This window comes from Actinoplanes sp. G11-F43, from assembly GCF_050589265.1.
Classification (GTDB): Bacteria; Actinomycetota; Actinomycetes; order Mycobacteriales; family Micromonosporaceae; genus Actinoplanes.
Window position 1 is genome coordinate 77,951 of sequence record NZ_JBNZCE010000035.1, and the last position, 21,529, is coordinate 99,479.

24 protein-coding genes and 2 pseudogenes are annotated in these 21,529 nt (G+C 68.7%); 12 read left to right on the forward strand and 14 right to left on the reverse strand.

Annotated features, from left to right (window positions below):
* Positions 1-46 precede the first annotated feature (46 nt).
* Positions 47-904, reverse strand: coding sequence for a class I SAM-dependent methyltransferase (locus ACQ0O7_RS34880; RefSeq protein ID WP_430788719.1), 858 nt, complete (start codon positions 902-904; stop codon positions 47-49).
* Between the two features lie 311 nt (positions 905-1,215).
* On the opposite strand from ACQ0O7_RS34880, the gene ACQ0O7_RS34885 reads away from it, so the two are divergent.
* Together ACQ0O7_RS34885 and ACQ0O7_RS34890 are read left to right on the forward strand one after the other, a co-directional pair.
* The gene (locus ACQ0O7_RS34885; RefSeq protein WP_430788721.1) at positions 1,216-2,043 is read left to right on the forward strand and encodes a TrmH family RNA methyltransferase; all 828 of its coding nucleotides are present in this window, start codon (positions 1,216-1,218) and stop codon (positions 2,041-2,043) included.
* 109 nt (positions 2,044-2,152) lie between these two features.
* Positions 2,153-2,905, forward strand: coding sequence for an rRNA methyltransferase (locus ACQ0O7_RS34890; RefSeq protein ID WP_430788723.1), 753 nt, complete (start codon positions 2,153-2,155; stop codon positions 2,903-2,905).
* A 23-nt stretch (positions 2,906-2,928) separates the two neighbouring features.
* On the opposite strand, the gene ACQ0O7_RS34895 is transcribed toward ACQ0O7_RS34890, so the two are convergent.
* Entirely contained in the window at positions 2,929-3,759 is an 831-nt protein-coding gene (locus ACQ0O7_RS34895; protein WP_430788725.1) for an ArsR/SmtB family transcription factor, read from the reverse strand.
* Between the two features lie 34 nt (positions 3,760-3,793).
* Positions 3,794-4,252: a MarR family transcriptional regulator gene (locus ACQ0O7_RS34900; protein WP_430788727.1), complete on the reverse strand. Its 459-nt coding sequence runs from the start codon at positions 4,250-4,252 to the stop codon at positions 3,794-3,796.
* Between the two features lie 358 nt (positions 4,253-4,610).
* Here ACQ0O7_RS34900 and ACQ0O7_RS34905 point away from each other — a divergent pair, with 358 nt between their 5' ends.
* Together ACQ0O7_RS34905 and ACQ0O7_RS34910 are read left to right on the forward strand one after the other, a co-directional pair.
* Entirely contained in the window at positions 4,611-5,279 is a 669-nt protein-coding gene (locus tag ACQ0O7_RS34905; protein ID WP_430788729.1) for an HAD family hydrolase, read from the forward strand.
* A gap of 78 nt (positions 5,280-5,357) precedes the next feature.
* Entirely contained in the window at positions 5,358-6,137 is a 780-nt protein-coding gene (locus tag ACQ0O7_RS34910) for a class I SAM-dependent methyltransferase (RefSeq protein ID WP_430788731.1), read from the forward strand.
* A 46-nt stretch (positions 6,138-6,183) separates the two neighbouring features.
* On the opposite strand, the gene ACQ0O7_RS34915 is transcribed toward ACQ0O7_RS34910, so the two are convergent.
* From ACQ0O7_RS34915 to ACQ0O7_RS34935, 5 genes and pseudogenes are all read right to left on the reverse strand, one after another.
* Positions 6,184-6,825, reverse strand: a complete 642-nt coding sequence (locus ACQ0O7_RS34915; protein WP_430788733.1) for a DUF998 domain-containing protein — start codon at positions 6,823-6,825, stop codon at positions 6,184-6,186.
* Between the two features lie 87 nt (positions 6,826-6,912).
* Entirely contained in the window at positions 6,913-7,785 is an 873-nt protein-coding gene (locus ACQ0O7_RS34920; RefSeq protein WP_430788735.1) for a hypothetical protein, read from the reverse strand.
* A 150-nt stretch (positions 7,786-7,935) separates the two neighbouring features.
* Complete coding sequence (locus tag ACQ0O7_RS34925; RefSeq protein WP_430788737.1) at positions 7,936-8,124, reverse strand: hypothetical protein; 189 nt, start codon at positions 8,122-8,124, stop codon at positions 7,936-7,938.
* Positions 8,125-8,217: 93 nt separating this feature from the next.
* Positions 8,218-9,075, reverse strand: coding sequence for a thioredoxin reductase (locus ACQ0O7_RS34930; RefSeq protein ID WP_430788769.1), 858 nt, complete (start codon positions 9,073-9,075; stop codon positions 8,218-8,220).
* 192 nt (positions 9,076-9,267) lie between these two features.
* Positions 9,268-9,606: pseudogene (locus tag ACQ0O7_RS34935) on the reverse strand (NAD(P)-binding protein); the annotation flags it as partial.
* 97 nt (positions 9,607-9,703) lie between these two features.
* Between ACQ0O7_RS34935 and ACQ0O7_RS34940 the strand changes: the two are divergent.
* Positions 9,704-10,300: a helix-turn-helix domain-containing protein gene (locus tag ACQ0O7_RS34940; RefSeq protein ID WP_430788739.1), complete on the forward strand. Its 597-nt coding sequence runs from the start codon at positions 9,704-9,706 to the stop codon at positions 10,298-10,300.
* Between the two features lie 245 nt (positions 10,301-10,545).
* Here ACQ0O7_RS34940 and ACQ0O7_RS34945 read toward each other — a convergent pair whose 3' ends face one another.
* A complete protein-coding gene (locus tag ACQ0O7_RS34945) occupies positions 10,546-11,850 on the reverse strand; it encodes a radical SAM protein (protein WP_430788741.1) in 1,305 nt (434 codons plus the stop codon).
* A gap of 210 nt (positions 11,851-12,060) precedes the next feature.
* On the reverse strand, positions 12,061-12,774 hold the full coding sequence (locus ACQ0O7_RS34950; RefSeq protein WP_430788743.1) for a hypothetical protein: 714 nt from the start codon (positions 12,772-12,774) through the stop codon (positions 12,061-12,063).
* Between the two features lie 66 nt (positions 12,775-12,840).
* Here ACQ0O7_RS34950 and ACQ0O7_RS34955 point away from each other — a divergent pair, with 66 nt between their 5' ends.
* Positions 12,841-13,209: a hypothetical protein gene (locus ACQ0O7_RS34955; protein ID WP_430788745.1), complete on the forward strand. Its 369-nt coding sequence runs from the start codon at positions 12,841-12,843 to the stop codon at positions 13,207-13,209.
* Here the strand turns inward: ACQ0O7_RS34955 and ACQ0O7_RS34960 are convergent.
* Both ACQ0O7_RS34960 and ACQ0O7_RS34965 read right to left on the reverse strand, forming a co-directional pair.
* Positions 13,199-14,119: a serine hydrolase gene (locus ACQ0O7_RS34960; protein ID WP_430788747.1), complete on the reverse strand. Its 921-nt coding sequence runs from the start codon at positions 14,117-14,119 to the stop codon at positions 13,199-13,201. The two genes, ACQ0O7_RS34955 and ACQ0O7_RS34960, sit on opposite strands and share 11 nt — an antisense overlap.
* The gene (locus ACQ0O7_RS34965; protein ID WP_430788749.1) at positions 14,040-15,014 is read right to left on the reverse strand and encodes a LysR family transcriptional regulator; all 975 of its coding nucleotides are present in this window, start codon (positions 15,012-15,014) and stop codon (positions 14,040-14,042) included. Before ACQ0O7_RS34965 ends, ACQ0O7_RS34960 begins: the two co-directional genes overlap by 80 nt.
* Positions 15,015-15,097: 83 nt before the next feature.
* On the opposite strand from ACQ0O7_RS34965, the gene ACQ0O7_RS34970 reads away from it, so the two are divergent.
* Positions 15,098-16,282: an MFS transporter gene (locus ACQ0O7_RS34970; RefSeq protein ID WP_430788751.1), complete on the forward strand. Its 1,185-nt coding sequence runs from the start codon at positions 15,098-15,100 to the stop codon at positions 16,280-16,282.
* Between the two features lie 703 nt (positions 16,283-16,985).
* Here the strand turns inward: ACQ0O7_RS34970 and ACQ0O7_RS34975 are convergent.
* Complete coding sequence (locus ACQ0O7_RS34975) at positions 16,986-17,747, reverse strand: hypothetical protein (RefSeq protein WP_430788753.1); 762 nt, start codon at positions 17,745-17,747, stop codon at positions 16,986-16,988.
* On the reverse strand, positions 17,744-18,061 hold the full coding sequence (locus ACQ0O7_RS34980; protein WP_430788755.1) for a hypothetical protein: 318 nt from the start codon (positions 18,059-18,061) through the stop codon (positions 17,744-17,746). The genes ACQ0O7_RS34975 and ACQ0O7_RS34980 overlap by 4 nt, the downstream gene beginning before the upstream one ends.
* Positions 18,062-18,146: 85 nt before the next feature.
* On the opposite strand from ACQ0O7_RS34980, the gene ACQ0O7_RS34985 reads away from it, so the two are divergent.
* The 5 genes and pseudogenes from ACQ0O7_RS34985 to ACQ0O7_RS35005 all read left to right on the forward strand — a co-directional run.
* On the forward strand, positions 18,147-18,611 hold the full coding sequence (locus ACQ0O7_RS34985) for a YfbM family protein (RefSeq protein ID WP_430788757.1): 465 nt from the start codon (positions 18,147-18,149) through the stop codon (positions 18,609-18,611).
* Positions 18,612-18,787: 176 nt separating this feature from the next.
* A complete protein-coding gene (locus tag ACQ0O7_RS34990) occupies positions 18,788-19,288 on the forward strand; it encodes a YfbM family protein (RefSeq protein ID WP_430788759.1) in 501 nt (166 codons plus the stop codon).
* Positions 19,289-19,400: 112 nt separating this feature from the next.
* The gene (locus ACQ0O7_RS34995) at positions 19,401-19,793 is read left to right on the forward strand and encodes a hypothetical protein (RefSeq protein WP_430788761.1); all 393 of its coding nucleotides are present in this window, start codon (positions 19,401-19,403) and stop codon (positions 19,791-19,793) included.
* Positions 19,794-19,802: 9 nt separating this feature from the next.
* Positions 19,803-20,873, forward strand: coding sequence for an aminotransferase class I/II-fold pyridoxal phosphate-dependent enzyme (locus ACQ0O7_RS35000; protein WP_430788763.1), 1,071 nt, complete (start codon positions 19,803-19,805; stop codon positions 20,871-20,873).
* 237 nt (positions 20,874-21,110) lie between these two features.
* Positions 21,111-21,529: pseudogene (locus ACQ0O7_RS35005) on the forward strand (hypothetical protein); the annotation flags it as partial.

Sequence of the window (21,529 nt, forward strand, 5' to 3'; positions counted from 1 at the left end):
AGAGGGCAAAGCCCCCCTCGTCCCTCAAGACCGCAGGCACGGAGGATCAGATTATCGGTAGCGTCAACCCATTTTCGTAGTAGGAATCAACCGCGGGCTGCCCGGTGTAGTTCGGCCCCGCCTTGTCATCGGCCCCGAGATACCGGTAGGGCAGCTTCAGGTCGCGAGGCCCGGTGCAGGTGACCCGCCGCCGTCGCGCGTCATAGTCGACACCGGCGTCCCGCAGCAGCCGGGCAAGCCGCCGCGCCCCGCCCCCACCCAACCGCACCGACGCGAGATCCAGGTCGGCGACGAAGCTCCCGGCAGGCGTGAGCCAGGACAGAGCCCGCTTGAGTACGCCCAGCTTGTCCCCCACGTAATGCAGCCCATGCACACAGGTGATCAGGTCGAACCGCCGCTCAGGCACCCAAGTCTCGACAGCCGCCTCAACAAACGTCACCCCCGGAATGTCGACCCCACCCACCAGATCCACCCCGACCAGAGTCGCCCCCCAACCCCCGGATCCGTCCGGCCCACCACCACCCCGCGCGCTGTCCAGACGACCAGCCTTGTCCCCCGCGCTGTCTCTGTCCCCCGCGCTGCCTCTGCCGCCCGCGCTGTCTCTGCCGCCCGCGCTGTCTCTGCCGCCCGCGCTGCCTCTGCCGCCCGCGCTGCCTCTGCCGCCCGCGCTGCCTCTGCCGCCCGCGCTGCTTACGCTGGTCAACCGCTCGGCGGCCTGCCGCAACGCCCGCCCGCTGCCGCAGCAAAGGTCGAGCCAGGCACTGTCCGCCCCACCGAGCCGGCTCAACGGGTCGAAACCAATCTCTTTCGCATAGCTGTTCACCCCGCTGAGCTGCCGCTCCCGATTCATGGCGTTGTTCGCGACAACCGACGAGGCATGCAGTTCCTGATCATCCAGCAGCACCCTTCGATTCTTCCCTACCGATTCCTCCCCATCCCCTCCCACTGGTCCGCCAATCCACCGCTCTCAACCGCTGACCGTTCGCCACTCCTACCGCTCTCAGTCCCACCGCTCTCGGTCCCACCGCTCTCGGTCCCACCGCTCTCGGTCCCACCGCTCTCGGGCACAAACCGGGCCGCCTGGCAGTTCGTCGCGAACGCAGAACCGGCGGCACCGGGTCTGTCCGATACCCTCTCTCTGGACAGGTCACGGAACGTCCCGAACCATCGGACGTGCACCCCGGGCACGAACGAACGAGATCGACGGAGGCGGGGTTGCCCCAGACCCTGCGGGTGAGCACTCGCAACGCACGGTTCCAGCAGTGGGAGTCCCTGCTCGGCAACCGGACCAAGCGCCAGCGCCGCGGCGAGTTCCTCGTCCAGGGGGTACGCCCGATCAGCATGGCTGTGAAGAACGGCTGGCAGATCCGGGAACTCCTCTTCGATTCCAGCGCCCAACTGTCGGCCTGGGCTCGGGAGACCCTGGCCGACGTCCGGGCCGAACGATTCGCCGTCTCCCGTGAGCTGATGCACGAGTTGGGCGGCAAGGCGGACACCGTCCCGGAGTTGCTGGCCGTCGTCGGCATCCCCGAGGACAGCCTCGACCGCATCCCGGCCGGCCCGTCGATGCTGGTGGTCCTCTTCGACCGGCCGTCCAGTCCCGGCAACATCGGCACACTCGTTCGCTCCGCCGACGCGTTCGGCGCGGACGGCGTCATCATCACCGGCCATGCCGCCGACGTGTACGACCCGAAAGCGGTCCGGGCCACCACCGGCTCCCTGTTCGGCCTGCCCGTGGTCCGGGTCCCATCGCACCAGGCGGTCCTGACCTGGCTGGACGAGGTGCGGTCCACCGGCGTCGACCTGCGTGTGGTGGGCACCGACGAGAACGGCACCCCCGACGCGGCGGAGTACGACTTCACTCGCCCCACCCTGGCCCTGATCGGCAACGAGACCAACGGCCTGAGTTCGTCCTGGCGCGACGCATGCGACGACATGGTCAGAATCCCGATGTCCGGAACTGCCAGCTCCCTCAACGCGGCGACGGCCGCGACTGTCGTCCTGTACGAAGCCGCTCGTCAACGCGCCCTCCCCCGCTTGTAGCCATTCAGCTCGTGGTCATTCAGCTCGTGGTCATTCGACTCGTGGTCATTCAGCTCACCGCCCACGCCGAACCTCGGCGCCCGGGTCGTTCCGTGACAAGAGGTCGACGATGAGTTACCGGTTTGCGACCACTGCGGCCAACTACGCGGATCTGGCCAGCGGATCGGTACTCCAATCGGCCCCGGGACACCCCGCGTTCCCGGTCCGGCTGGCTTCGGAGATGTTCCAGCGCGGCTGTGCGGCCGCCGGCATGAGTGGCCCGGTCACGGTGTGGGATCCGTGTTGTGGCAGTGGCTACCTCCTTACTGTGCTCGGTTTCCAACACCGGGAACGTCTGTCCGCGGCAATCGGCTCCGACATCGACGAGAACGCGGTGGCCCTGGCCCGCCGGAACTTCTCCCTGCTGACCGCCGACGGGCTGCGCGCCCGGACGGCGGAGCTGTCCGATCTGGCAACCCGTTTCGGCAAGCCGTCACACGCCGGCGCCGTCGAGGCCGCCGGCCGTCTCACCCGCCGCCTCACTGCCGGTGGCGGCGATCTCCTCTCCTCCGCGAACGTCGCCGATGCCCTGGATCCCGTCCAGTTGGCCGTCGCTCTCGGCGGCAACCGTCCGCAGGTGGTCCTGACCGACGTCCCCTACGGTGAGCAGACCGTCTGGCAGGGCGACCAAGCCGACGCGGGAATCGCCGGCATGCTCACGGCCGTCGCCGCAGTGCTCCCTCCCGAGGCAGTCATCGTCGTAGCCGTCCGCGGCCGCAAGGTCCCTCTCGACAATCTCCGCCCGATCGAGAAGTTCAGGGTCGGAACCCGGGCCGTCGCCCTACTCAGAGCCGGCGAGATCGGCTCCGGCAGAGGCCGTTAACGCGCCGTCAGCGTTCGCCGATCTCATCGTCCGCTTAGATCGGCATGCATCTCCCAGGGGGCCTGTGGCAGTGCCCGACCGGTCTCCAACAGGGACTTCAGGTTCGCCATGACCGCCGGCCAACCGGAGGAGATCTCCCTCAGCTCCCCGTCGTCCTGAAGGTTGGCGTGGGTGACGGTGAGCCGGACGATGTCCTCGTGCCGTTCGATCAGGAACGTCACCGTCGAAACCTCGGGACCAGCACCCGCCCCCGCCTCCCCGAACGTCATCACCAGCCGCGTCGGTGGCTCCACCTCCAGCACGACCCCACCCCCGTCGGCGACATCGGAGCCGTCGGTGCGCCGGTGCTCCCACGAGGATCCCGGCCGCCAGTCGGAGACGTTGCTGTGCCCCCAGAACTCACCGGTCAGGTCGGCCGAGGTCAGCGCCTCCCAGACACGTTCCGGGCTGGCATGGATGTAGGTCACGTAGACGTACTCAGGTTTCATCGGTGACTCCCCTATTGGTCCCATCGCTGGCTCCCCGCCCTCCTTCCTCGGCTCTTCCGCCTCGCGGCGAATCGTGTCGAGGACCTGTAGACGGGGCTCTTCGAACGGAGCGATCCATCTCTGCCGCACCTCGTGCAACGGCACCGGATTGAGGTAGTGCCACTTCTCTCGACCGCGCCGCACCGTACCGACCAGGTTCACCTCCTCCAGCACTCCGAGATGCTGGGTGACGGACTGCCTGGTCATGGCCAGCCGGGCACAGAGCCGCCCCAGGGTCTGACCGCCCTCGACCCGCAGGTCGTCGAGCAGCCGACGCCGTGTCGGGTCGGCGAGCGCCTTGAACACCTTGTCCATGTCACTGGCCATGACCAGCATTATGCAGGCAACTGCCTGCATAATGTCAACGCTCGACGTTGTCGATCATCCGAAGGAGCACCCGCAAAGCGGTCACATAGTCCGCATCATCGATCCCCTCATGAATTCGCGCGCGGATCCCGGGAGAGACGGCCTTCATCTCCAGTCGAGCTTTCTCCCCCTCGTCGGTGATCCACCAGCGGTCCTCCGCGTCACTGGTGAGCCACCCCTTCTCCGCCGATGTCTCCGCCTCGGACGTCAGGTCGTCCTCGGCTCGCAGATAACCGGCCATGGCCACGGTCAGCTCCGCGATGGTGCGCCCTCGCCCATCGGGCCAGAGATCGTTTCGGGACAGGTTGCGCAACAGCCAGAACTGCGGCTGCGTGAACCCCGCCTCGGCCTGCCTCGCCCGGGTGAATCCGATCGTCGCCTCGTACGCCAGGCGGGTCCAGTAGGCGGCCGGCTGCGCCGCCAACTCCTCGTCGCTTCTCTGATCGATGGTCATGGCGCCCGAACGTAGGTCTTCAAGTCCGCTTCAGGTCAACCGCCGGCTCCCGCCCTCCACCGTCGCTGACCGCCTGGGCCGCCCGTGCCGCCGCCCCGAGTCGCGTCCTGGAGCGGCGGCGGGTCAGACCCGGCTTCTCCAGGGACTGAGTGGTCCGTACGGGCTTCGCGTCGTCTGTCATGGGAGCAAGTCAAGCGGACACAACGGTCCGGCACAGTCGTGCCAGCACGCTGCCGGTGGTACGGCTGGCACGAGGCGAAAAGGTAGAGCCAGCACGACTGCCCTCGCCGACCCGAGCGGCGATGATGGGAGCACAACTCCACAGGGATATCGGAACGCAGCCGGATAACCTCACCACATGATCAAGGCAGTCATCGTCGACGTGGACGACACACTGTGCCTGACCGAGGCGACATCGTTCACCCTGGAGAACGAAGTGCTGGCCGCGATGGGCCGGCCGCCGATGCCACGAAGCCTGCATCTGGCCAGTTGGGGCGAGCCTCTCCTGGAGGCCATGCCCAAAAGATCACCCGGGATCGATCTGGAGCGGTTCGGACCGCTGTTCCACGACTTCATGCGGCGCCACATAGCCGACGGGCGGATCGACGTGATTCCGCCGGAGAATCTGGCCGCGCTGGACGAGCTGGTGCTGTCCGGGCGGACCGTGATGTTGTTGACCTCCCGCACCGGGCCCGAGATCAGGCACATGCTCGAACCCGATCATGTGCTGACCAGCCGGATCAGCGGTGTCTACCACCGCGACAACACCCGATACGGCAAGCCCGACCCCCGTGCCTTCGACGAGTTGCTGGCACACACCGGATTGGCTCCACGGCAATGTGTGTACGTCGGCGACTCACCCGGCGACGCGAGCGCGGCGGGTAGAGCCGGCCTGGCGTTCATCGCCTGCCTGCAGAGCGGGGTCCGGCGTCTCGACGAGTTCGAGGAACGCTGGGTGACCGCATCGATCGCCACATTCCCCGAGGTGGTGCGGATCGTCGAGAGGATCAGCCTGCCACCACACTGACCGGAGCGGTGTCGAGAGAGTGCCGAGGAGTCCGGATTTCGATTGCCCGCGGGAAGCCGGACGGGTTCGAATGACGGCGTGCAGCAGACATGGCGGCTGTTCGACCGGGTCGCCGGCGATTACGACCAGGTCGTGCCGTTCTTCCGGGAGTACGGCGCGGCGATCGTGCGGGCGATCGCACCGTCGGCGGGCTCACGCTTCCTCGACCTCGGCGCGGGCCGGGGTGCGCTGACCGCGGCCGCGTTGAGCCGTGGTTGTGAGGTGACCGCCGTCGACGCGGCACCCGCGATGGCCGCGTTGCTCGCCGCCGACTACCCGGACGCTTCGGTCCGGGTCATGGACGCCGAGGACCTGAAGCTTCCGTCCGGCGGATTCGACCTGGTGGCGGCCTCCTTCGTGATCCACCTCCTGGACGATCCGGCGTCCGGGGCGGCCGAGGCACTCCGGGTCCTCAAACCGGGCGGGAGGTTCGTGTTGACCGGCGGCAGCGCCCGTCACCGCGATGAGATGCCGGCGGTCTGGTCGTCGCCACTCACCGATCGGCTCGACACACTGTTCCTGGAGTTCGCGCCCCATCTGCCTCCGGGTGGCGGCATCGGCCGTCCGATCGATGCGGCTGATCTTCTGGAGGCCGCCGGGTTCGTCGGCCTTCGAGAGGATCACGCGACCGTCGAGGTCGCCGTCCACGACACCGCGATGCTATGGCGGTGGTCGATGACACACGGCTACCGGGCCTTCGTGGAAGCCCTGCCCGAGCCGCACAGGGCCGAGTTCAAGGCGCGGATGCTCGACATGCCTCTCGGCGACGGACTGCTCCGCCGGAGGACCTGCCTGTGGTCCGGCCACCGGCCACCATGATTAGGGTATGACGGCAAACGCGGCTCCATAGACGGTCAGGACACCGTCAGGAGAGCTCCGCGGCGGGGACCAGGCGGCGAGCCGGCTCTTTGACAAGCCACGCCCAGCGGGCCAGGAGCAGCACAGTGATCACCTCGGCCAGGCCTAGCAGGCGCTCGACGGTCCCGAGCGGGATGGCATGCCACCAGCGGACTCCCGTCCACGGCTCCGAGGCCACCGCCCACAGGATGGGCATGAAGCAGAGCAGCGAGACCACGCCCCCGAGCGCCACCCACCGGGCCGCGCCACCACCTCGACGGGCAGCGAGCAGCGCACCGATCGGCAGACTCAGAAACGCGACCACACTGGCGACCCGATGCACGTCACCGCTGATCGACGGGCCCACCTGCCAGTTGTGCTTCTCGAACCAGACCACCCCGACCAGGCCGACCACCCACAAGCCGAGGGTTACCAGAGCGGCCCGGGACAGCACCCCGGCCCGGTGCAGAGCTGCCAGGATCAGAGCCGAACCGGCCGCCAGCAACAGGGTGGCGGTGTCGAACATCCAGCCGTTGGGCATCAGCGCGTACTGACTGATGGTGCGCCGGCTCCAGTCCAGTTCGGCTGACGGTGGCAGCAGGTGCAGTGCGGCGTACAGCGACAGCGAACCGATCACGCAAGCGACGCCGAGGCCGGCAAGGGCTTTCATCCGCCAAGGGTGCACGATCATCCTGTGAGCCGACTGGGCCATGAGGGAACCGGACGAGAGCGTTACAGGCCTCCACAAGCCCCCGGCTCATCCGTTGCGGTGATGCCGTTTCACGAAGGTGTAGCCCGGTTCCAGGGTGAAGCCGTCCACCTGTTCCTTCTCCATGGCCTGCTGATGCAGGGACTGCTGCTTCTTCGACGCGTGGGCGCCGGCGGGCAGGCGCCGGACGAAACCGTTGACCCAGTGATCGCGGCGGTCACCCGCCTCGCCGTGACCGTGTTCGCCGGACTCGCCGGGGAGCGGGGCCTCCTCCAGGAGCGGTGCGTAGAACAGCAGGTCGAGGGTCTCCTCGCCGTCGATGGCGGGATAGTTCAGTTCGCCGTCGGGGCCGGTGCTGCCCGGGACGCGGGTGACGTACCCCTCCCGGAGAAGTTGATCCACCGCGTTGCGCAGGAGGAACGTTCCCTTCTTGCCCCGTCCCAGGCCGCAGTGTGCGGGCAGCTCAGCCTCCGGGAAGACCGCGCTGCCGTCGTCGAAGACCCGGCCCAGCCGTCGGACCGCGTTCAGGACCTGGCCGCGGTTGGAGAGACCGGGATCGAATTCGCGGGTGATCACCTTGGGGTCGTAGTCGTGGTAGTAATCCACGCCGTCCACCCGAATCGGCTCGTCGAGCACCGTGGTGCGCACATGCACGTAGTCCTCGGCCGACTTCCAGGCCACGCTGACCAGCACACCCGGCCGGACATCGGCGGGCCAGGGCACATCCGCCAGACGCCAGCCCGGATCCTGCACCGCGGCCGACTCGAACGTCTCCTGCAGCGGGGTGACCCCGAGGACCTTGTGGTCGAGCACCACCGTGACCGACTCGCGCTGCCGCAACGTCTCGACGAGATCATCGGGCAGCGGGCACACGGACCCTTCGAGATCCGACCGGATCAGAGCGAACCGACGACTTCTCACGCCGGGAAGATTACCTCCCCGACCTGGGCATCGTTCGCGCCCGAGCCTGCTGTGAGGCCCCGGCCACCACGGGAGCGGCGGGGAGATCCCGTCCCCTCGGTCTCCCGCAGCGGCGAGCACCGGAGCGGGGGCAGAGCGGCACTGTCCGGGTCAGCCCGGAACCCGCGTGACGAACCTGGCCCGGAGACGTTGCAACAGGGGAAGAAGGGCGTAAACGACGATCGGCACCGCGAGAGTTGCCATGATGAGGGTCCGGAGGACCATCGGGACATCTCTGAGCAGGCCTCCGAGCAGGGTCTGCAGGATCGTGAGGGTCGGGAAGACCGCGAGCCAGATCATGACGGCCATCTGGTGACGGCTCGATTCATACGACATGGCGATAACTCCTGATTGATGATGTGCTGCGCCCTTCGAGGGCGTTGGTGAGTGATCTCAGAGGGTGACGCGGAGAGCGGCCACCCGGCGTTCCTGGGCTGCCGAGAACGGGAGGGCCGCCCGGACGTCCTCCTCGATCAGGTCGGTGTGCAGATCGACGGCGGCAGCCAACCCGGCACCAGCAGCGGTGGCCGCGGGGGCTTGCGGGACGATCAGGTCATCGGCGGACCAGAGGCCGGGGACGGTGGTACGGCCGGTTCGAGAATCGATCACCACCGCGCCGAGGGCGGTGAGAAGCCCGTTACACGGGGGCGGGACCGGGCGGACGAAGAAGGCGTGGGGGGCCACCACGCTGGCCCGGTCGAGTTCGATGCCGGCCAGGCGGTCGTCGACGCGGATCAGGCGGGTCACCCGGCCTTCGACGATGCGGATACCCCGGGACGTGAGCCGCTGTCGTTCGTCGCCGGCCGGTGTCCGGGTGTGGGCGAAGTAGGCGACGTCCGCTGACCATTGCCGGACCAGCAGCGCCAGCTGGACGGAATCAGGGCTGCCACCGAGCACGCCCAGGGGCCGGTCGCGCAACTCGTAGCCGTGCTCGTAAGGGCCGGGGAGCACCTCGCGGCCCCAGCGTTCGGCCAGGCCGGGAATGGCCGGGAGATCACCGAGCGGACCGGTCGCGAGCAGTACCCGCCGGGTGGACAGGATCTTCCCGGAGCCGAGCCGGACCAGGAAGCCCGCGTCCCCGGCCACCATGCCCGCGGAGACACCGACAGGGAGGGTCGGGGTGAGCGACACCACTGTGCCGGGCACGATGACGATGCCGTAGCCGATCAGCTCGGCCCGAGCCGCCGCCGATGATCCGAACGGTTGCGAGCCGTCCGGAGCGAGGCGTCCACCGGAACCAGGGACACCCACGGGACCAGGCGCAACGACGGGACCAGGCGCAACCGCCACATCAGGGGCAACCACGGCATCAGGAACAGCCGCGAGGTCAGGAACAGCCCCGGGATCAGGAGCAACCACGAGGTCAGGAGCAACCACGGGATCCGGGCCGGCTGCGTCGGTCGGACGATCCGCGTCGAAGGTCGTGACGCCATGGCTGGGCCGGGCCATCTCTCCGTCCACGCGAGCGGCAGCCGGCCAGCCGGTGTCGATGACTGCGATCCGGCGCCGGGATCGAGCGAGGAGCCGGGCCGCGCTCATGCCAGCCAGGCCGCCACCGACGACGACGGCGTCGAACTGGTCCACGGCGAACGGGGCCACAGCGGATGGGGTCACGGCGAACCGGGCCGCAGCGAGCTGGTCCGCGGCGGATTGATCCATGACGGACTGGCCCATGACGGGCTGGCTCATGACGGGCTGGCCCATGACGGACTGGTCCTTGGCGAACTCGTGCGTGCCGTACCTGTTCATGTCGTACTCGTTCATGCGGCACAGCCTCCGCATGCTTCAGGGCTGCGGCAAAGAACGTTGCGGAAACAGAGAATTCCCGGTTTCGGCAACAAAGGTTGCCGATCGGCGGGGGCCGGAGTGCAATGACCAGGTGGAACAAGGAATCGCCGCAGCGCTCGCTGAGGTCGGGCCGCGGCTTCGGCGGTTGCGTACCCAGCGCAACATCACTCTGACCGCCCTGGCGGAGATGACCGGCATCGGCAAGAGCACCCTCTCCCGGCTGGAGAGCGGCCAGCGCAAGCCCAGCCTGGAGCTGTTGCTGCCGATCGCGCAGGCGCACCGGGTCCCGGTGGACGAACTGATCGGCGCACCGCAGATCGCGGATCCGCGGGTGCGGCCGGTTCCCCGGCGGGCGAACGGCCGGATCGTGTTGCCGCTGACCCCGCACGCCGGGTCGCTGCAGGCGTGGAAAGTGATCATTCCGCCGGAGCAGTGTGAGCCGGATCCGCGGACTCATGAGGGGTACGAGTGGCTGTATGTGCTGTCCGGGCGGTTGCGGCTGCTTCTGGGTGAGCACGACTTCGTGATCGGGCCCGGGGAGGCGGTGGAATTCGACACCCGGTTGCCGCACTGGTTCGGCACCGCGGGCGATCAGCCGGTCGAGATCCTCAGCATCTTCGGCCGCCAGGGCGAACGGATGCACGTGCGGGCCAAACCGAAAGCCACCACGCGCGAGGGCCAGAACTGAGGCGGGGCCGCTGTTTCCACCGCCCGGCGGGGCGGGGCGGGAACAGCGACGCCAGATCAGGCGGGGAGGAACAAGTGGCGCCAGATCAGGCGGGCAGAACGAGCGCCCGGCGGGGCGGGAACAACGGCGCCAGATCAGGCGGGCAGAACGAGTGGCGGCGGAATCAGGCGAGGGCGAAAACGAGCCGCCCCGGCGCCTGTGAAAGGCGTCGAGGCGGCATCTGTCCGAAGCTCAACCGGAGCGGATCACTCCGGCGGCAGCGTGTCCATGAACGAGCTGACCGAGAACACCGCGTTGCCGGCGCCGGGCGGGCCGTAACCGGGCGGGGTGCTGAGACCGTTGGCGTCCATCGTGGCGCGGTAGGCCTCGAGCAGCCGGATGTGGTACTCCAGCGGGGCGCCCTCGGGGTTGGTCTTGCCGAGCGGCGTGGTCGGCTCGGGGCACCAGGTCGTGAACCGCGGCAGGATGCCCCGGGACATGAAGTACTGAAGGCCCTCGGTGGTCGACTCGATCGCCTCGTCGACGGTCCGGAAACCGAACGGCTCGGCCATCTCGATCCCGGCCACGAAGTTCGGGATCACGTTGCGCGGGCCGAACACCTCGGCGGACTCGAGGATGCGACGGTGCCATTCGGCCCGGCCGACATACCGCTCCTTGCCGGGGCAGTGCAGCTCGAACAGCCGCTTGTCCCACACCTCGAAGTTCGGGTGGTAGATGCGGATGCCGTAGTCGTAGAACCGCTGCACGTCCTCACGGGGCAGGGCCTGCGCCACCACCTTGCCGATCCAGCGGCCGGGGAAACGCTCCTCGATCGCCTGCGCGTACCGCCCGTAGAAGTCGGCCTCGGCCAGCCCGTCGACCTTGCTGGTGATGCTGCCGCCGGTCAGCGTGTAGGCGTGTGACGTCTTCGCCGTGTCGTACTTGTCGATGATCGCGAGGGCTTCGAGGACCTCCTCGACCGGCTTGACACCGGTGTAGGGCCGCCCGGCCGCCTTGTGCTGACGCCAGTTGTGGTTGATGTCGCAGTACTGGCATTCCTCTTTGGCGCCGAAATACTGGCAGACCCGGAAAACGGTGAGATAAACGAGATAGCCCCACTGAATGGTGGGCGCGACCTCCATCACCGATTTGCCGTTGTCAAGCGTGTGCCGGTAATAGTCCGGCATCGGCGGCAACCCGACATCCGCGATCGGCCGACCGTCGAGGTGAAGCATCAGCTTCCCATCCTCGGTCGGTTTCACCACATAGGGTGACGACGGGTTGACCCGCACGGACACCACGGTCCGCCGCAGATCATAGGGCCCGCCGGTGAGCACGACCTCTTCCGGCGGACGCCGCAGCGCCGCCTCACCCAGCTCCGGCAGAGTCCGGTGATCGAACGAGAAGATGAAATACGACTTCGGTTTCACCTCACCGTTCTCATTGTCGGTGAGCGCCGACTCGTCGAACGCCATCCCGCCCCGCAGCAGGTCTTCCTTGATCACCGCTTCACGCGGGATGTGCGGGAATCGTCCCATCAGATCTTCGATGAGATCCGTGCGCCTTTGCATGCGTCCTCCCCCACGGAACGTAGCACGCCAGGGTCATCGGGCCCGGACCGAGGCTCCCGTGTCAATCATCACCAAACCCCAGGTCAAACCCCTGCTCTGGTACGCCCCACAGCCCCACAACCGCAGGCCACACCGCCCGTGTCGTCCCCGCGAGCACCGCGGCACACCGGACCGCCCGGCGGCCGCCGGGCGGCGATCCCCACTGACCGGCTACCCGTCCTCCCCCCGAAGCGGCCCGCCGGCATCCGGCCGAAGCGGCTCCCCATCGTCCGGGCGGAGCAGTTCGACGACGAGCAGAGCCCGCTGGACGCACTCCTCGATCCGTTCCGGACCGATCGGGCCGGACACCGGCTCGATGGTGAAGAGTTCGTGACCGCGAGCCGTCCACGCCGGGATCCGATTGGACAGGAACGCCGTGCGCAACGACGCGCGTTCGAGCAGCGGCGAGTCCCCGACCATCTCGAACGGCAGCCGCATCGCCATCGGTTCCGCTTCGGCGGGCAGCCGGACGATCACGAACACCCCGCTGCCGTCGCTGGGGTCGACCGCGCCGGACAGCGCGTTCCCGGTCCACTTGACGTCCCCGGCGATCACCGGGAACCCTCCGGCCCGGAACGCCCACGCCCGCCGCACCCGGATCGTGCCGCGCAGCCGGAGCCCGCTCCACGGCCATTCGTGCTGCCGGGGGTCGTCGATCGACTCCCACCCGGACGAGGTGGCGTGCGCGCCGGTCAGGTACCCGGCACGCACCCGCTTGAGCAGCATCACCAGGACCGGCGCGGCAACGAGCAGCAGCAGCACGCCGAAGAACTGATCCGGGTGGTACTCGCTGAACCAGTACACCCCGGCCATGAAGGCCCACAGGAGCCAGGTGGCCAGCACGATGACGACGACGGCCGTGATCAGTCCCAGCAGCCATCCCATTGAGCGACCCCGTGATCAGAGACGGACGAACACCGTCACGATAATCGTCTATGCCAAACTGGGCCGATGCGGTTGGGCGTGCTCGTCTTCCACCTGACCCGTCGACGGCGCATGTATCTGCCCGACGACAGTTTCGCCTCGCTCGTGGCATTCATCGAGGGTTTCTCGGCAGGCACGGACCAGTCGCTGTCCGGGTTTCAGCCCTGGGTGGCCGAGCGGGTCCTCGGCCACTGTTCGAACCGTGTCTGGTGGACGATCCTGATCGAGGCGCACCCGATGTTCCGCGACGTGCCCACGCCTCCGGTCGGCCGGCTCCCGGACGAGGTGGGCCAGGATCTGGTCGGCCGGACGATCGAGCTGTTGACGGCGTTCGCCACCGAACGGGGCGATCCCCCGCCGGAAAGGCTGCCGGCTCCCGGCGAGATCAGTACTTGAGGTGCTGGCGGGTCAACTTGGCGATTCTTTCGACCAGGGTGACGCCGGCTTTCATCGACTTGTTGTTGTGCGAGAGGACCGCCACCGACACGTCGACCTTGCCGTTCTTGGTGGTGACCCGGCCGATCGAGTTGACCGCCCACAGGCCGCCGTCGGCGGAGCGGGTGTCCCAGCCGTTCTTGACGATGAAGGTCTCGGACTTCCTGGCGATCGCCGGCACACCCCAGTCCTGGGCTTTGCTGACCGTGTTCATCAGGGTGAACGCGGTCTTGCGCGAACTGGAGTTGAGCGGCCCCGCGGTGTCGACCAGCTCGCTGAGCAGCCGGATCTGATCGGACGCGGTGGTCCGGGTCAGCCCCCACCGAACGTTGACCACGGTCTGGGTCAGTCCGAGCCGTTTGTTGCATTTGGTGACCGCGCTCTTGCCGCCGATCCGCTTGTACAGCGTGGTGGTCGCGTTGTTGTCGCTGAGCCGGATCATCGGCCGCGCCAGTTTCATCTCGGCGGCGGTCGGTTTCCGTTTGGCGTCCTGCGCTTTCAGGAGCATGCAGGTGAGGATCTGGGTCTTCACGATGCTGGCGGTGTCGAATTTGACCGAGCCCCGGTAGGCGTACCGCAAACCGGTCCGGCGATCGAGAACGGCGACCGAGAAATCCGGCGTCTTCCCGGCGAGTTTTTTCAACGCCGCGTTCAGCGCTTTCACCTGTTTCGCCCGATCGGCGGCGGCCAATTCGGCGGCACCCGGCACCGGCAGAGCCTGCGTGGGTAGTGCCGGCAAAACCGGCAGCGCGGACGAAACGGCTGTCAACTTCACGGACGGCGCCGGTACGTCACGCGACACGGTCACTCCCCCGCCGCCGACCCCGGCCACCATCGCCCCCGTCAGGACCACCACCCGTAACGTCCTCATGAGGGCCCACTCTAGTCACGAACTCCCCGGTCAGCGCGATCAGCGCCCGAGCCGCCGCACTGGGCGGCCGATCGTCCGGCACCGCCAGCGACAATGGCCACCGCAAATCGGCCCCGGTGACCGGAATCGTCACGATCCCCTCCCGATCGGCGACCAGAAAACGAGGCAGAAGAGCAACACCGAGCCCATTTCGTACGTAATCCGCGCTCGTTCCTATGTCGGTCAGCTCGATCGTGACGTGCCGGCGCACACTGGCCGCCGCGAACGCCCGGTCCGCCACATCACGATTCCCGTAACCGGCCGGCAGGTCGATGAAGTCGAGACCACCCAGCTCTTCGATCGGAATCGTCGCCGCGGTGCTGAGCCGATGACCGATCGGGACCGTCAGGTCCATCACCGACGACGCCAGTTCGGTCATCCGCAGCCCGGCCGGGCGCGGCCCCGGCACCGACACGAACGCCAGATCCAGCCGATGATCGGTGAGCATGTCGACAAGCCCGCCGGAACCGGTCGGCGACACCGCCATCCGCAGCACCACCCCCGGATGACGCCGATGGAACTCGCCGAGCAGCGCCGGCAGGTCGATGATCCGGATCGAGGTGAGCGTCCCGATCCGCAACGTCCCGCGCAGTCCGCCGCTGACCTCGGCGACCGCGTCCCGGGCGTCGCGGGCCGCGTCCAGGGCGATCCGGGCGCGCGGCAGCAGAGCCTGACCGGCGTCGGTGAGCAGCACCCGTTTGGCGTTGCGGTCCAGCAGTGGCGTACCCAACTCGCGCTCCAGGGTCTTGATCGCGGCGGAGACCGCGGACTGGACCACGTGCAGGCGGGCCGCCGCCCGGCTGAAGTGCAGTTCCTCGGCGACGGCGACGAAATACTCGAGCTGGCGCAGTTCCACACCTCGAAGTATCACTGATCGCGATCGGAACGTGCGTGAACTTTCGTTGGTGCTGATACTCCGATCGGCGCACAGTCAGCCGCATGGTTCTTCTGGAGACTCGCGCCCGGCCGGTCGCCGACACCCGCACCGGCTTCTGGGCGGTCGCGGGCGCATTCCTGATCGCGATGGCGTTCTCGACGGTGCCCGCGCCGTTGTTCCCGCTCTACGGTTACTCCACGTTCACCGTGACGGTCGTCTTCGCCGCGTACGCAATCGGGGTCGTGGTCAGTCTGGTCCTCGCCGGTCACGTCTCCGACAAACTCGGCCGCCGGCGCGTCCTCATCCCCGCGCTCGCCCTCGAAGCGCTCGCCGCCGTGCTGTTCCTGACCGGCACGTCACTGCCCGTGCTCCTCGCCGCCCGCTTCATCACCGGCCTCGGCGTCGGCATGATCACCGCGACGGCCACCGCCCACCTGCACGAACTCCACACCGCCCACCGCCCGCACGCCACCGGCACCCGCTTCGAGATCGTCTCCACGGCGGCCAACATCGGCGGGCTCGGCCTCGGCACACTGCTCGCCGGCTTCCTGGCCCAATACTTCACCGCCCCTTTGCGTACGCCGTACCTGCTCTTCCTGGTCCTCCTCCTGGCAGGCATCGGCGCTGTGCTGATCGCTCCGGAGACGGTCCGCCCAGAACCCGGCTACCGTTACCGTCCGCAACGAGTCACCACCGCGTCCGGTCCGGCCTACCTGGCCGCGGCCACCGGCACGTTCGCCGCGTTCTCGGTCTTCGGCTTCTTCACCTCGGTGGCCCCCGGTTTTGTGGCCGGCACCCTGCACCACCCGTCCCGCCTACTGGCCGGCGCGATCGTCTTCGCGGTCTTCGGCGGTTCAGCGCTGGCGCAGACCCTGACCACCGGCCTGCCACCCCGCACCCGAACCGTCCTGGGCCTGACCTCCCAGGCCGTCGGCGTGGTGACGTTGGTGACAGGCATGCACCAGACGAGCCTCCCGGTGTTCCTGGCCGGCGGGATCCTGGCCGGAATCGGAGCCGGCATCCTCTTCAAGGCCTCGATCGGCACGGTGGCGGCCCTGGCCACCCCCACCGAACGGGGAGCGGCGATGGCCGGCCTGTTCCTGATCGCCTACGCGGCCCTGGCGATCTCCGCCTTGGCGATAGGCGTGGCCACATTGTTCACCGGAGTGATGACGGTGATGACCTGGTTCGCAGCGGCCCTACTGACGATGCTGACCGCAGTGGCACTCCTGTCCCACCGAACGTAGTCCCAGCCGGCGTCCCCCAGCGCAAGCCGCCCTCCGTCAGCCGCCATCCGTCAGCCGCCATCCGTCAGCCGCCATCCGTCAGCCGCCATCCGTCAGCCGTCAGCCGCCAGCTGTCAGCCGCCATCCGTCAGCCGCCAGCTGTCTGCCGTCATCCGCCATCCGTCAGCTGTCAGCCGCCGACACCGGCCTGGCCGGCGCACACTTTCGCGGTTCGTATGCGTTGGCCAGGCCGAGGACACCGACGCGGGAACACGACCAGCGGACCGTGACGCCCCACCGGCCCCAGGGCCTCCGGGCTCGCGCACAACCGGCCACGGTGTGCCCCCACCGGGACGGAGCCGAGCCGCCCAGCCGAGGACTTGCACAACACCCGGCCCTCCACCACGAAGAAGACTCATTCGAGCCTTGCTCTCGACCGCCTGATCACTTGCGGTCAATCCCTCGCGTGGGGACCCGCTCAGCAGAGACCTTGGTGGATTTACCACCGGAAACGGTGGTAAATCCACCNGGTCGGCCAGGGCGGAGCTGGAATACGGACACTCGCGCGAGGAATTGACCGCGAGCGGGCCAGCAGCTGAGAAGAAGGCTCATTCCGGTGGTAAACCGACCAAGATCTGCCGAGGGAGAGCGCTCGCGCGGGGGATTCGCGCGAACCGGGTGACGGTCGAAGGGTAGCCACGGGGCTTCGGTACCCGTACCGGAATCATCGGCAAGCAGGGTGGAACGGCAACGTCGGCAGGTGCGTCCGCCATTCCGGCTCGGTGAGGCCGCCCTGGCGGAGGCAGCCCTCGGACAGTGGGTCACGCAGGGTCATCTGCAGGGCACTGACGTCCCAGACCGTGACGCCGCGGGGATCACCGACCGTGAGTAGCGGATCGCGGGGGCTGAAAGCGGCGGAGACCGCGCGGCCCGGGAGAACCGCAGCCAGCAGCGGGTCGGCGGTGGACAGGTGCCACAGTTCGGTGCCGGAGCCGCCGGTCACGGCCAGCATGGTGCGATCGGCGGACAGGCTCACCGTCACCGATGCCCGCCCACGGCGCGGGAGAGAACGAACGTTCTGTCCATCCCACACGATAATGTCCCGCTGACCGGCAACGATCAGGCCGCCGCGCGCCTCGACCGTCTGAATACCACCCTGCGTAGCGATCGTCGCCGACCGGCGCGGTACAAGCGGTACAACCGGATCGGTGATCGTCCGGCGCGGCCCGGCCGGATCGGTGATCGCCCGGCGCGGCGCGGCCGGATCGGTCATCGACCAGACGGTCAGCGACGACTCCGAACCGCCGTTGTCCTCGGCCACCACCAGATCCCCGCTGACCTCGTCGAACGTGGCCGCCGCCACCCACGACGCGGGGATCTCCGCAGCCGGGACCGGATCAGCGCCGGCCGCCAGCCGGAACACCCGGATCCGCGACTGGTCCTCGAACACCGTGGCCAGCCCGCGCCCCGGATCGGCGGCGATCACCCGCTCCAGTCCAGGCTCGGCCCGTCGACGAACTCCACGATCAGATAGGGCGGATCGTGCTCCAGATCGTCGTGCAGCACCGCCGCGGTGCAGAACGGTGGCACCTGCCGGGCGCGCTTCACCTCGCTGCGGAACCGTGCCAGAAACGTGGGATCCGCTGCCTTCTCCGGCCGCACCACCTTGATCGCGACCCGCCGGCCGTCCGGATCCTCGGCCAGATAGACGGTGCCCATCCCGCCGGCGCCGAGCCGTCCGAGCAGCGCGAACTCACCGAGCCGCGGCGGATCGCCGGCCAGCAGAGGGGTGACGGGCACAATCCTCAGTCTCCGCCAACCCGCGTTTTTGTCATACCCCGCTGTTCTCCTGTGGCCAGTTCTGGAATGGGCGGGGAGGGGCGACGTGGGCATCAGCATGATCGGGAGCCGGCTGCCGGTGGATCAGTGGCAGGCCGTGATCGAGGACCCGGGCCGGGCGTGGCGGGTGCTGGACGATCCCGGCATCCATCTGCAGAAGTCCTGGCAGGGCTTGCACTACCTGCTCACCGGCACTCGGGGGAGGGTGTCAGCGGGCGTGGGTTCGGCGATCCTCGGCGGCACCGAGATCGGCGAGGACCCCGGTTACGGCCCACCCCGGCTCCTCACTCCGGACGAGGTGGCCGCCGTCGCGTCCGCCCTGGATGCCACGGATCCGCCGACCCTGCGCGCCCGTTACGACCCCGAGGTCCTGGAGGAGGCCGACGTCTATCCGGGCGCGTGGCCGGACAAGGGCTTCGACGACTTCCTCGGCCCCTACTACGACGCGCTGCGCGACTTCTACCGCTCCGCGGCGGCCGGGGGACAGGCGGTGATCATGGCCCTCACCTGATCATTTTTCCGTAGGGTGAGGTCCACGGGCATGATCATGACTGGCAGGCGGCTCTCCGCGGAGCAGTGAGTGCCCCGGCCGGCGATCCTCGGCGGCACCCCGCTCGGCGACGGCGGTCGCTGCCGGCCATCAGCTGACCCGTCGATTCATCAGGCCTTGCGATGGCCGGTGGATCGATGCCTAGACTCGGCGCCATGCTGGGTGTGCACTTCGCGATCACGCCGGAACAGGAGAACGCCCTCCTGGCCGCGGACGGCGATCTCGCCGAGGTCGGGTCGATCGTCTCGGAGATCGAGGAGTCATGGGGCGACGACCGGTTGAAGGTCGACACCGACAAGGCCTGGGATGCCATCCACCGCAGCCTCACCGACGGCACGCTGGACCCCGACGGTGGCGAGTTCCCGCTGTCCCACGCGGTGACCGGCGGCCGTCACCTGCACGACGAGTACCACGTCGTCCTCATCACCGCGTCCGAGGTGCCCGAGGTGGCCAAGGCGCTTCAAGAGGTCGACCGCCGGTGGCTGCGGCAGCGTTTCGATCTCATCGACGACCCGGACTACAGCGGCGCCGGCGACGATGACGATTTCGACTACACCTGGACCAACTTCGCCGACCTCCAGAGGTTCTTCCAGCGAGCCGCAGCCGCCCACCGAGCGGTCCTCTTCACCGCGATGTGATCCGCCGGTGGTCCACCGATCACCGGCGGATGGAGAGGGTGGCGGGCCGGCCGTTCCCGATGCGATCCATGACGGTCTACCTTCTCGGATCGATCACCGTTTAAATGGGCGGATGCTTCCACGGAGTGTCACGGGCTGGACGATCGCGGTGTTCGGGGCGATGGCGGCGCTGTTCGGGGTCGCCGGGCTGGTGTCCCCGGAGACGACGCAGGCGAGTGTGGGATTCGACGCGCTGGGCCCGGACGGCCGTACCTTCCTGGCCGCCTCCTCGATGGCCTCGCTGAACATGGGCGTCTACTACCTGGTCGCCGCGGCCACCGACTGGCGGCCGTTCTTCGTGTTCACGGTGCCGTTCCGGCTGCTCACGTTCACCGTGTTCACCACATTGGTGCTGATCGATGTGGCACCGGCCGGTTTCCTGGGTGTCGCGATCTGGGAGGCGGTCGGCGCGCTCGCCACCGGAACCGCGCTTCTCATCGATGCCCGTCGACGAAAAGCGGTTTAACGTAGCCTCATGCTGGACGACATCGACATCGCCGAACTGTCACACCGTCCCGGCTTGAAATGGGCGCGGGCCACCGGCGGCACGATCGCGGCCTGGGTCGCCGACATGGACTTCCCGCCACCGGACCCGGTCCGGGACGCGATCGCCGGCGCCGACCTCTGCTATCCGGTGTGGGAACAGGACCCCGGAGCAAACCCGCTGATCGGGGCGTACGTCCGGCGTACCCAATCGAAATGGGGTCATCGCCCGGAACCGAACTCGATCCGATTCTTCACCGAGATGATTCAGGCCCTGCAGGCGATCCTGTACGTGGCCACCGCACCCGGCGACGCGGTGGCCATGCACACGCCGTCCTATCCTCCGTTCCTGGAGACGATCGAGCTGATGGGCCGGCGGCTGGTGCCGATCCCGATGGTCGACACCGGGTCCCGCTGGACGTTCGACATCGACCGCCGGGCCCTGGCCGAGTGCACGGCGCTGATCCTGGTCAACCCGCAGAACCCGACCGGCCGGGTGTTCACCCACGACGAGCTGGCCGCCCTCGCCGCGGTCGCCGAGACCCACGACCTGCTGGTGATCGCCGACGAGATCCACGCCGAGCTGACCTACGAGCCGCACCGGCACCTGCCGTTCGCATCGTTCGCCCCGCATCGCACGATCACCCTGGCGTCGGCGAGCAAGGCGTTCAACCTGGCCGGGCTGCGGTGCGCGATAGCGGACGTGGCGGTCCCACACGTCCGCAAGGCCCTGGACGCGCTGCCGCCGCGGATGCTGGGCGAGCCCGGCACCGCCGGGATCCTGGGCACCCTGGCCGCCTGGGAGCACGGCGATCCGTGGCTGGCCGAGGTCCGCGCCCTGCTGGCCCGCAACCGTGACCTGGTGGCGGCGGCATTCCCCGGCCAGCATCCGCCGGAGGGCACCTATCTGGCCTGGCTGCGGATGGCCGATCCGGCCGGCTGGGGTGTGCTGCTCAACCCGGGCCCCGACTTCGGCCCGGGCGGCGACGGCTACATGCGGCTCAACTTCGCCACGTCCCGCCCGGTCCTAGACGAGATCCTGCGGCGGCTCGCCACGCGATAGGTCCCCGTTCGTGTGCCGATTTGCGGCTCGATCCGAGCCGCAAATCGGCACACGGCGGGGGCTTTCGGGGCATGTGGCGAGTTGCGGTGCGAGGGGAACCCACCCCGCCGATGGAGCCCCGCCGCGGAGCCGGCGAGTGCGCATGTTCCCCGTTCGTGTGCGGGCGTCGGGTGTCCCGGCCCGTCCGCGTCACACACATCCCAGGCTGGGAGCGAATGCCGAGCCCAGGACACCGCCTTGAGCACCCGATCCACCGACGTGGGCGCCGACCGGGGTTCGGCGCCGTCTCCGGGCGGTATGCGCGATGCGGCGGGCCGGGCGGCGCTGGACGCGGTGGCGGCGGCCGAGCGCCCGACCCGCCGCGCCCGTCCCGGACCGGCCGGTCTGGTGCCGGTGTCGAAGGCCGGCGCGCCTGGCCGATTGATGGCGAAGGTGCTGGACGTCTACACGGCCGAACCGGGCGTGATGCCGGTCAAGGTGCTGGCTGCCGCCGGCCCGGTGGCCGCTCGAGGATGGCGGCCAGCCGGGGCCGGGGCCGGGGCCGGGGCCGGGGCCGGGGCCGGAGTCGGAGTCGGACGCTCCCGAGGTGACGGCGGTGATCGCGTGGCCACCACACAGCCGGCCCCGCCCGTTGGCTACGCTCGTCCGGGTGGCGG

Bases quoted from the DNA above. Each gene is read 5' to 3' on its own strand.
- ACQ0O7_RS34890 (WP_430788723.1), top strand. From the start codon at position 2,153: ATGAGTTACCGGTTTGCGACCACTGCGGCCAACTACGCGGATCTGGCC.
- ACQ0O7_RS34895 (WP_430788725.1), bottom strand. From the start codon at position 3,759: ATGGCCAGTGACATGGACAAGGTGTTCAAGGCGCTCGCCGACCCGACA.
- ACQ0O7_RS34900 (WP_430788727.1), bottom strand. From the start codon at position 4,252: ATGACCATCGATCAGAGAAGCGACGAGGAGTTGGCGGCGCAGCCGGCC.
- ACQ0O7_RS34905 (WP_430788729.1), top strand. From the start codon at position 4,611: ATGATCAAGGCAGTCATCGTCGACGTGGACGACACACTGTGCCTGACC.
- ACQ0O7_RS34915 (WP_430788733.1), bottom strand. From the start codon at position 6,825: ATGAAAGCCCTTGCCGGCCTCGGCGTCGCTTGCGTGATCGGTTCGCTG.
- ACQ0O7_RS34925 (WP_430788737.1), bottom strand. From the start codon at position 8,124: ATGATCTGGCTCGCGGTCTTCCCGACCCTCACGATCCTGCAGACCCTG.
- ACQ0O7_RS34945 (WP_430788741.1), bottom strand. From the start codon at position 11,850: ATGCAAAGGCGCACGGATCTCATCGAAGATCTGATGGGACGATTCCCG.
- ACQ0O7_RS34950 (WP_430788743.1), bottom strand. From the start codon at position 12,774: ATGGGATGGCTGCTGGGACTGATCACGGCCGTCGTCGTCATCGTGCTG.
- ACQ0O7_RS34955 (WP_430788745.1), top strand. From the start codon at position 12,841: ATGCGGTTGGGCGTGCTCGTCTTCCACCTGACCCGTCGACGGCGCATG.
- ACQ0O7_RS34960 (WP_430788747.1), bottom strand. From the start codon at position 14,119: ATGAGGACGTTACGGGTGGTGGTCCTGACGGGGGCGATGGTGGCCGGG.
- ACQ0O7_RS34970 (WP_430788751.1), top strand. From the start codon at position 15,098: ATGGTTCTTCTGGAGACTCGCGCCCGGCCGGTCGCCGACACCCGCACC.
- ACQ0O7_RS34990 (WP_430788759.1), top strand. From the start codon at position 18,788: ATGCCTAGACTCGGCGCCATGCTGGGTGTGCACTTCGCGATCACGCCG.
- ACQ0O7_RS34995 (WP_430788761.1), top strand. From the start codon at position 19,401: ATGCTTCCACGGAGTGTCACGGGCTGGACGATCGCGGTGTTCGGGGCG.
- ACQ0O7_RS35000 (WP_430788763.1), top strand. From the start codon at position 19,803: ATGCTGGACGACATCGACATCGCCGAACTGTCACACCGTCCCGGCTTG.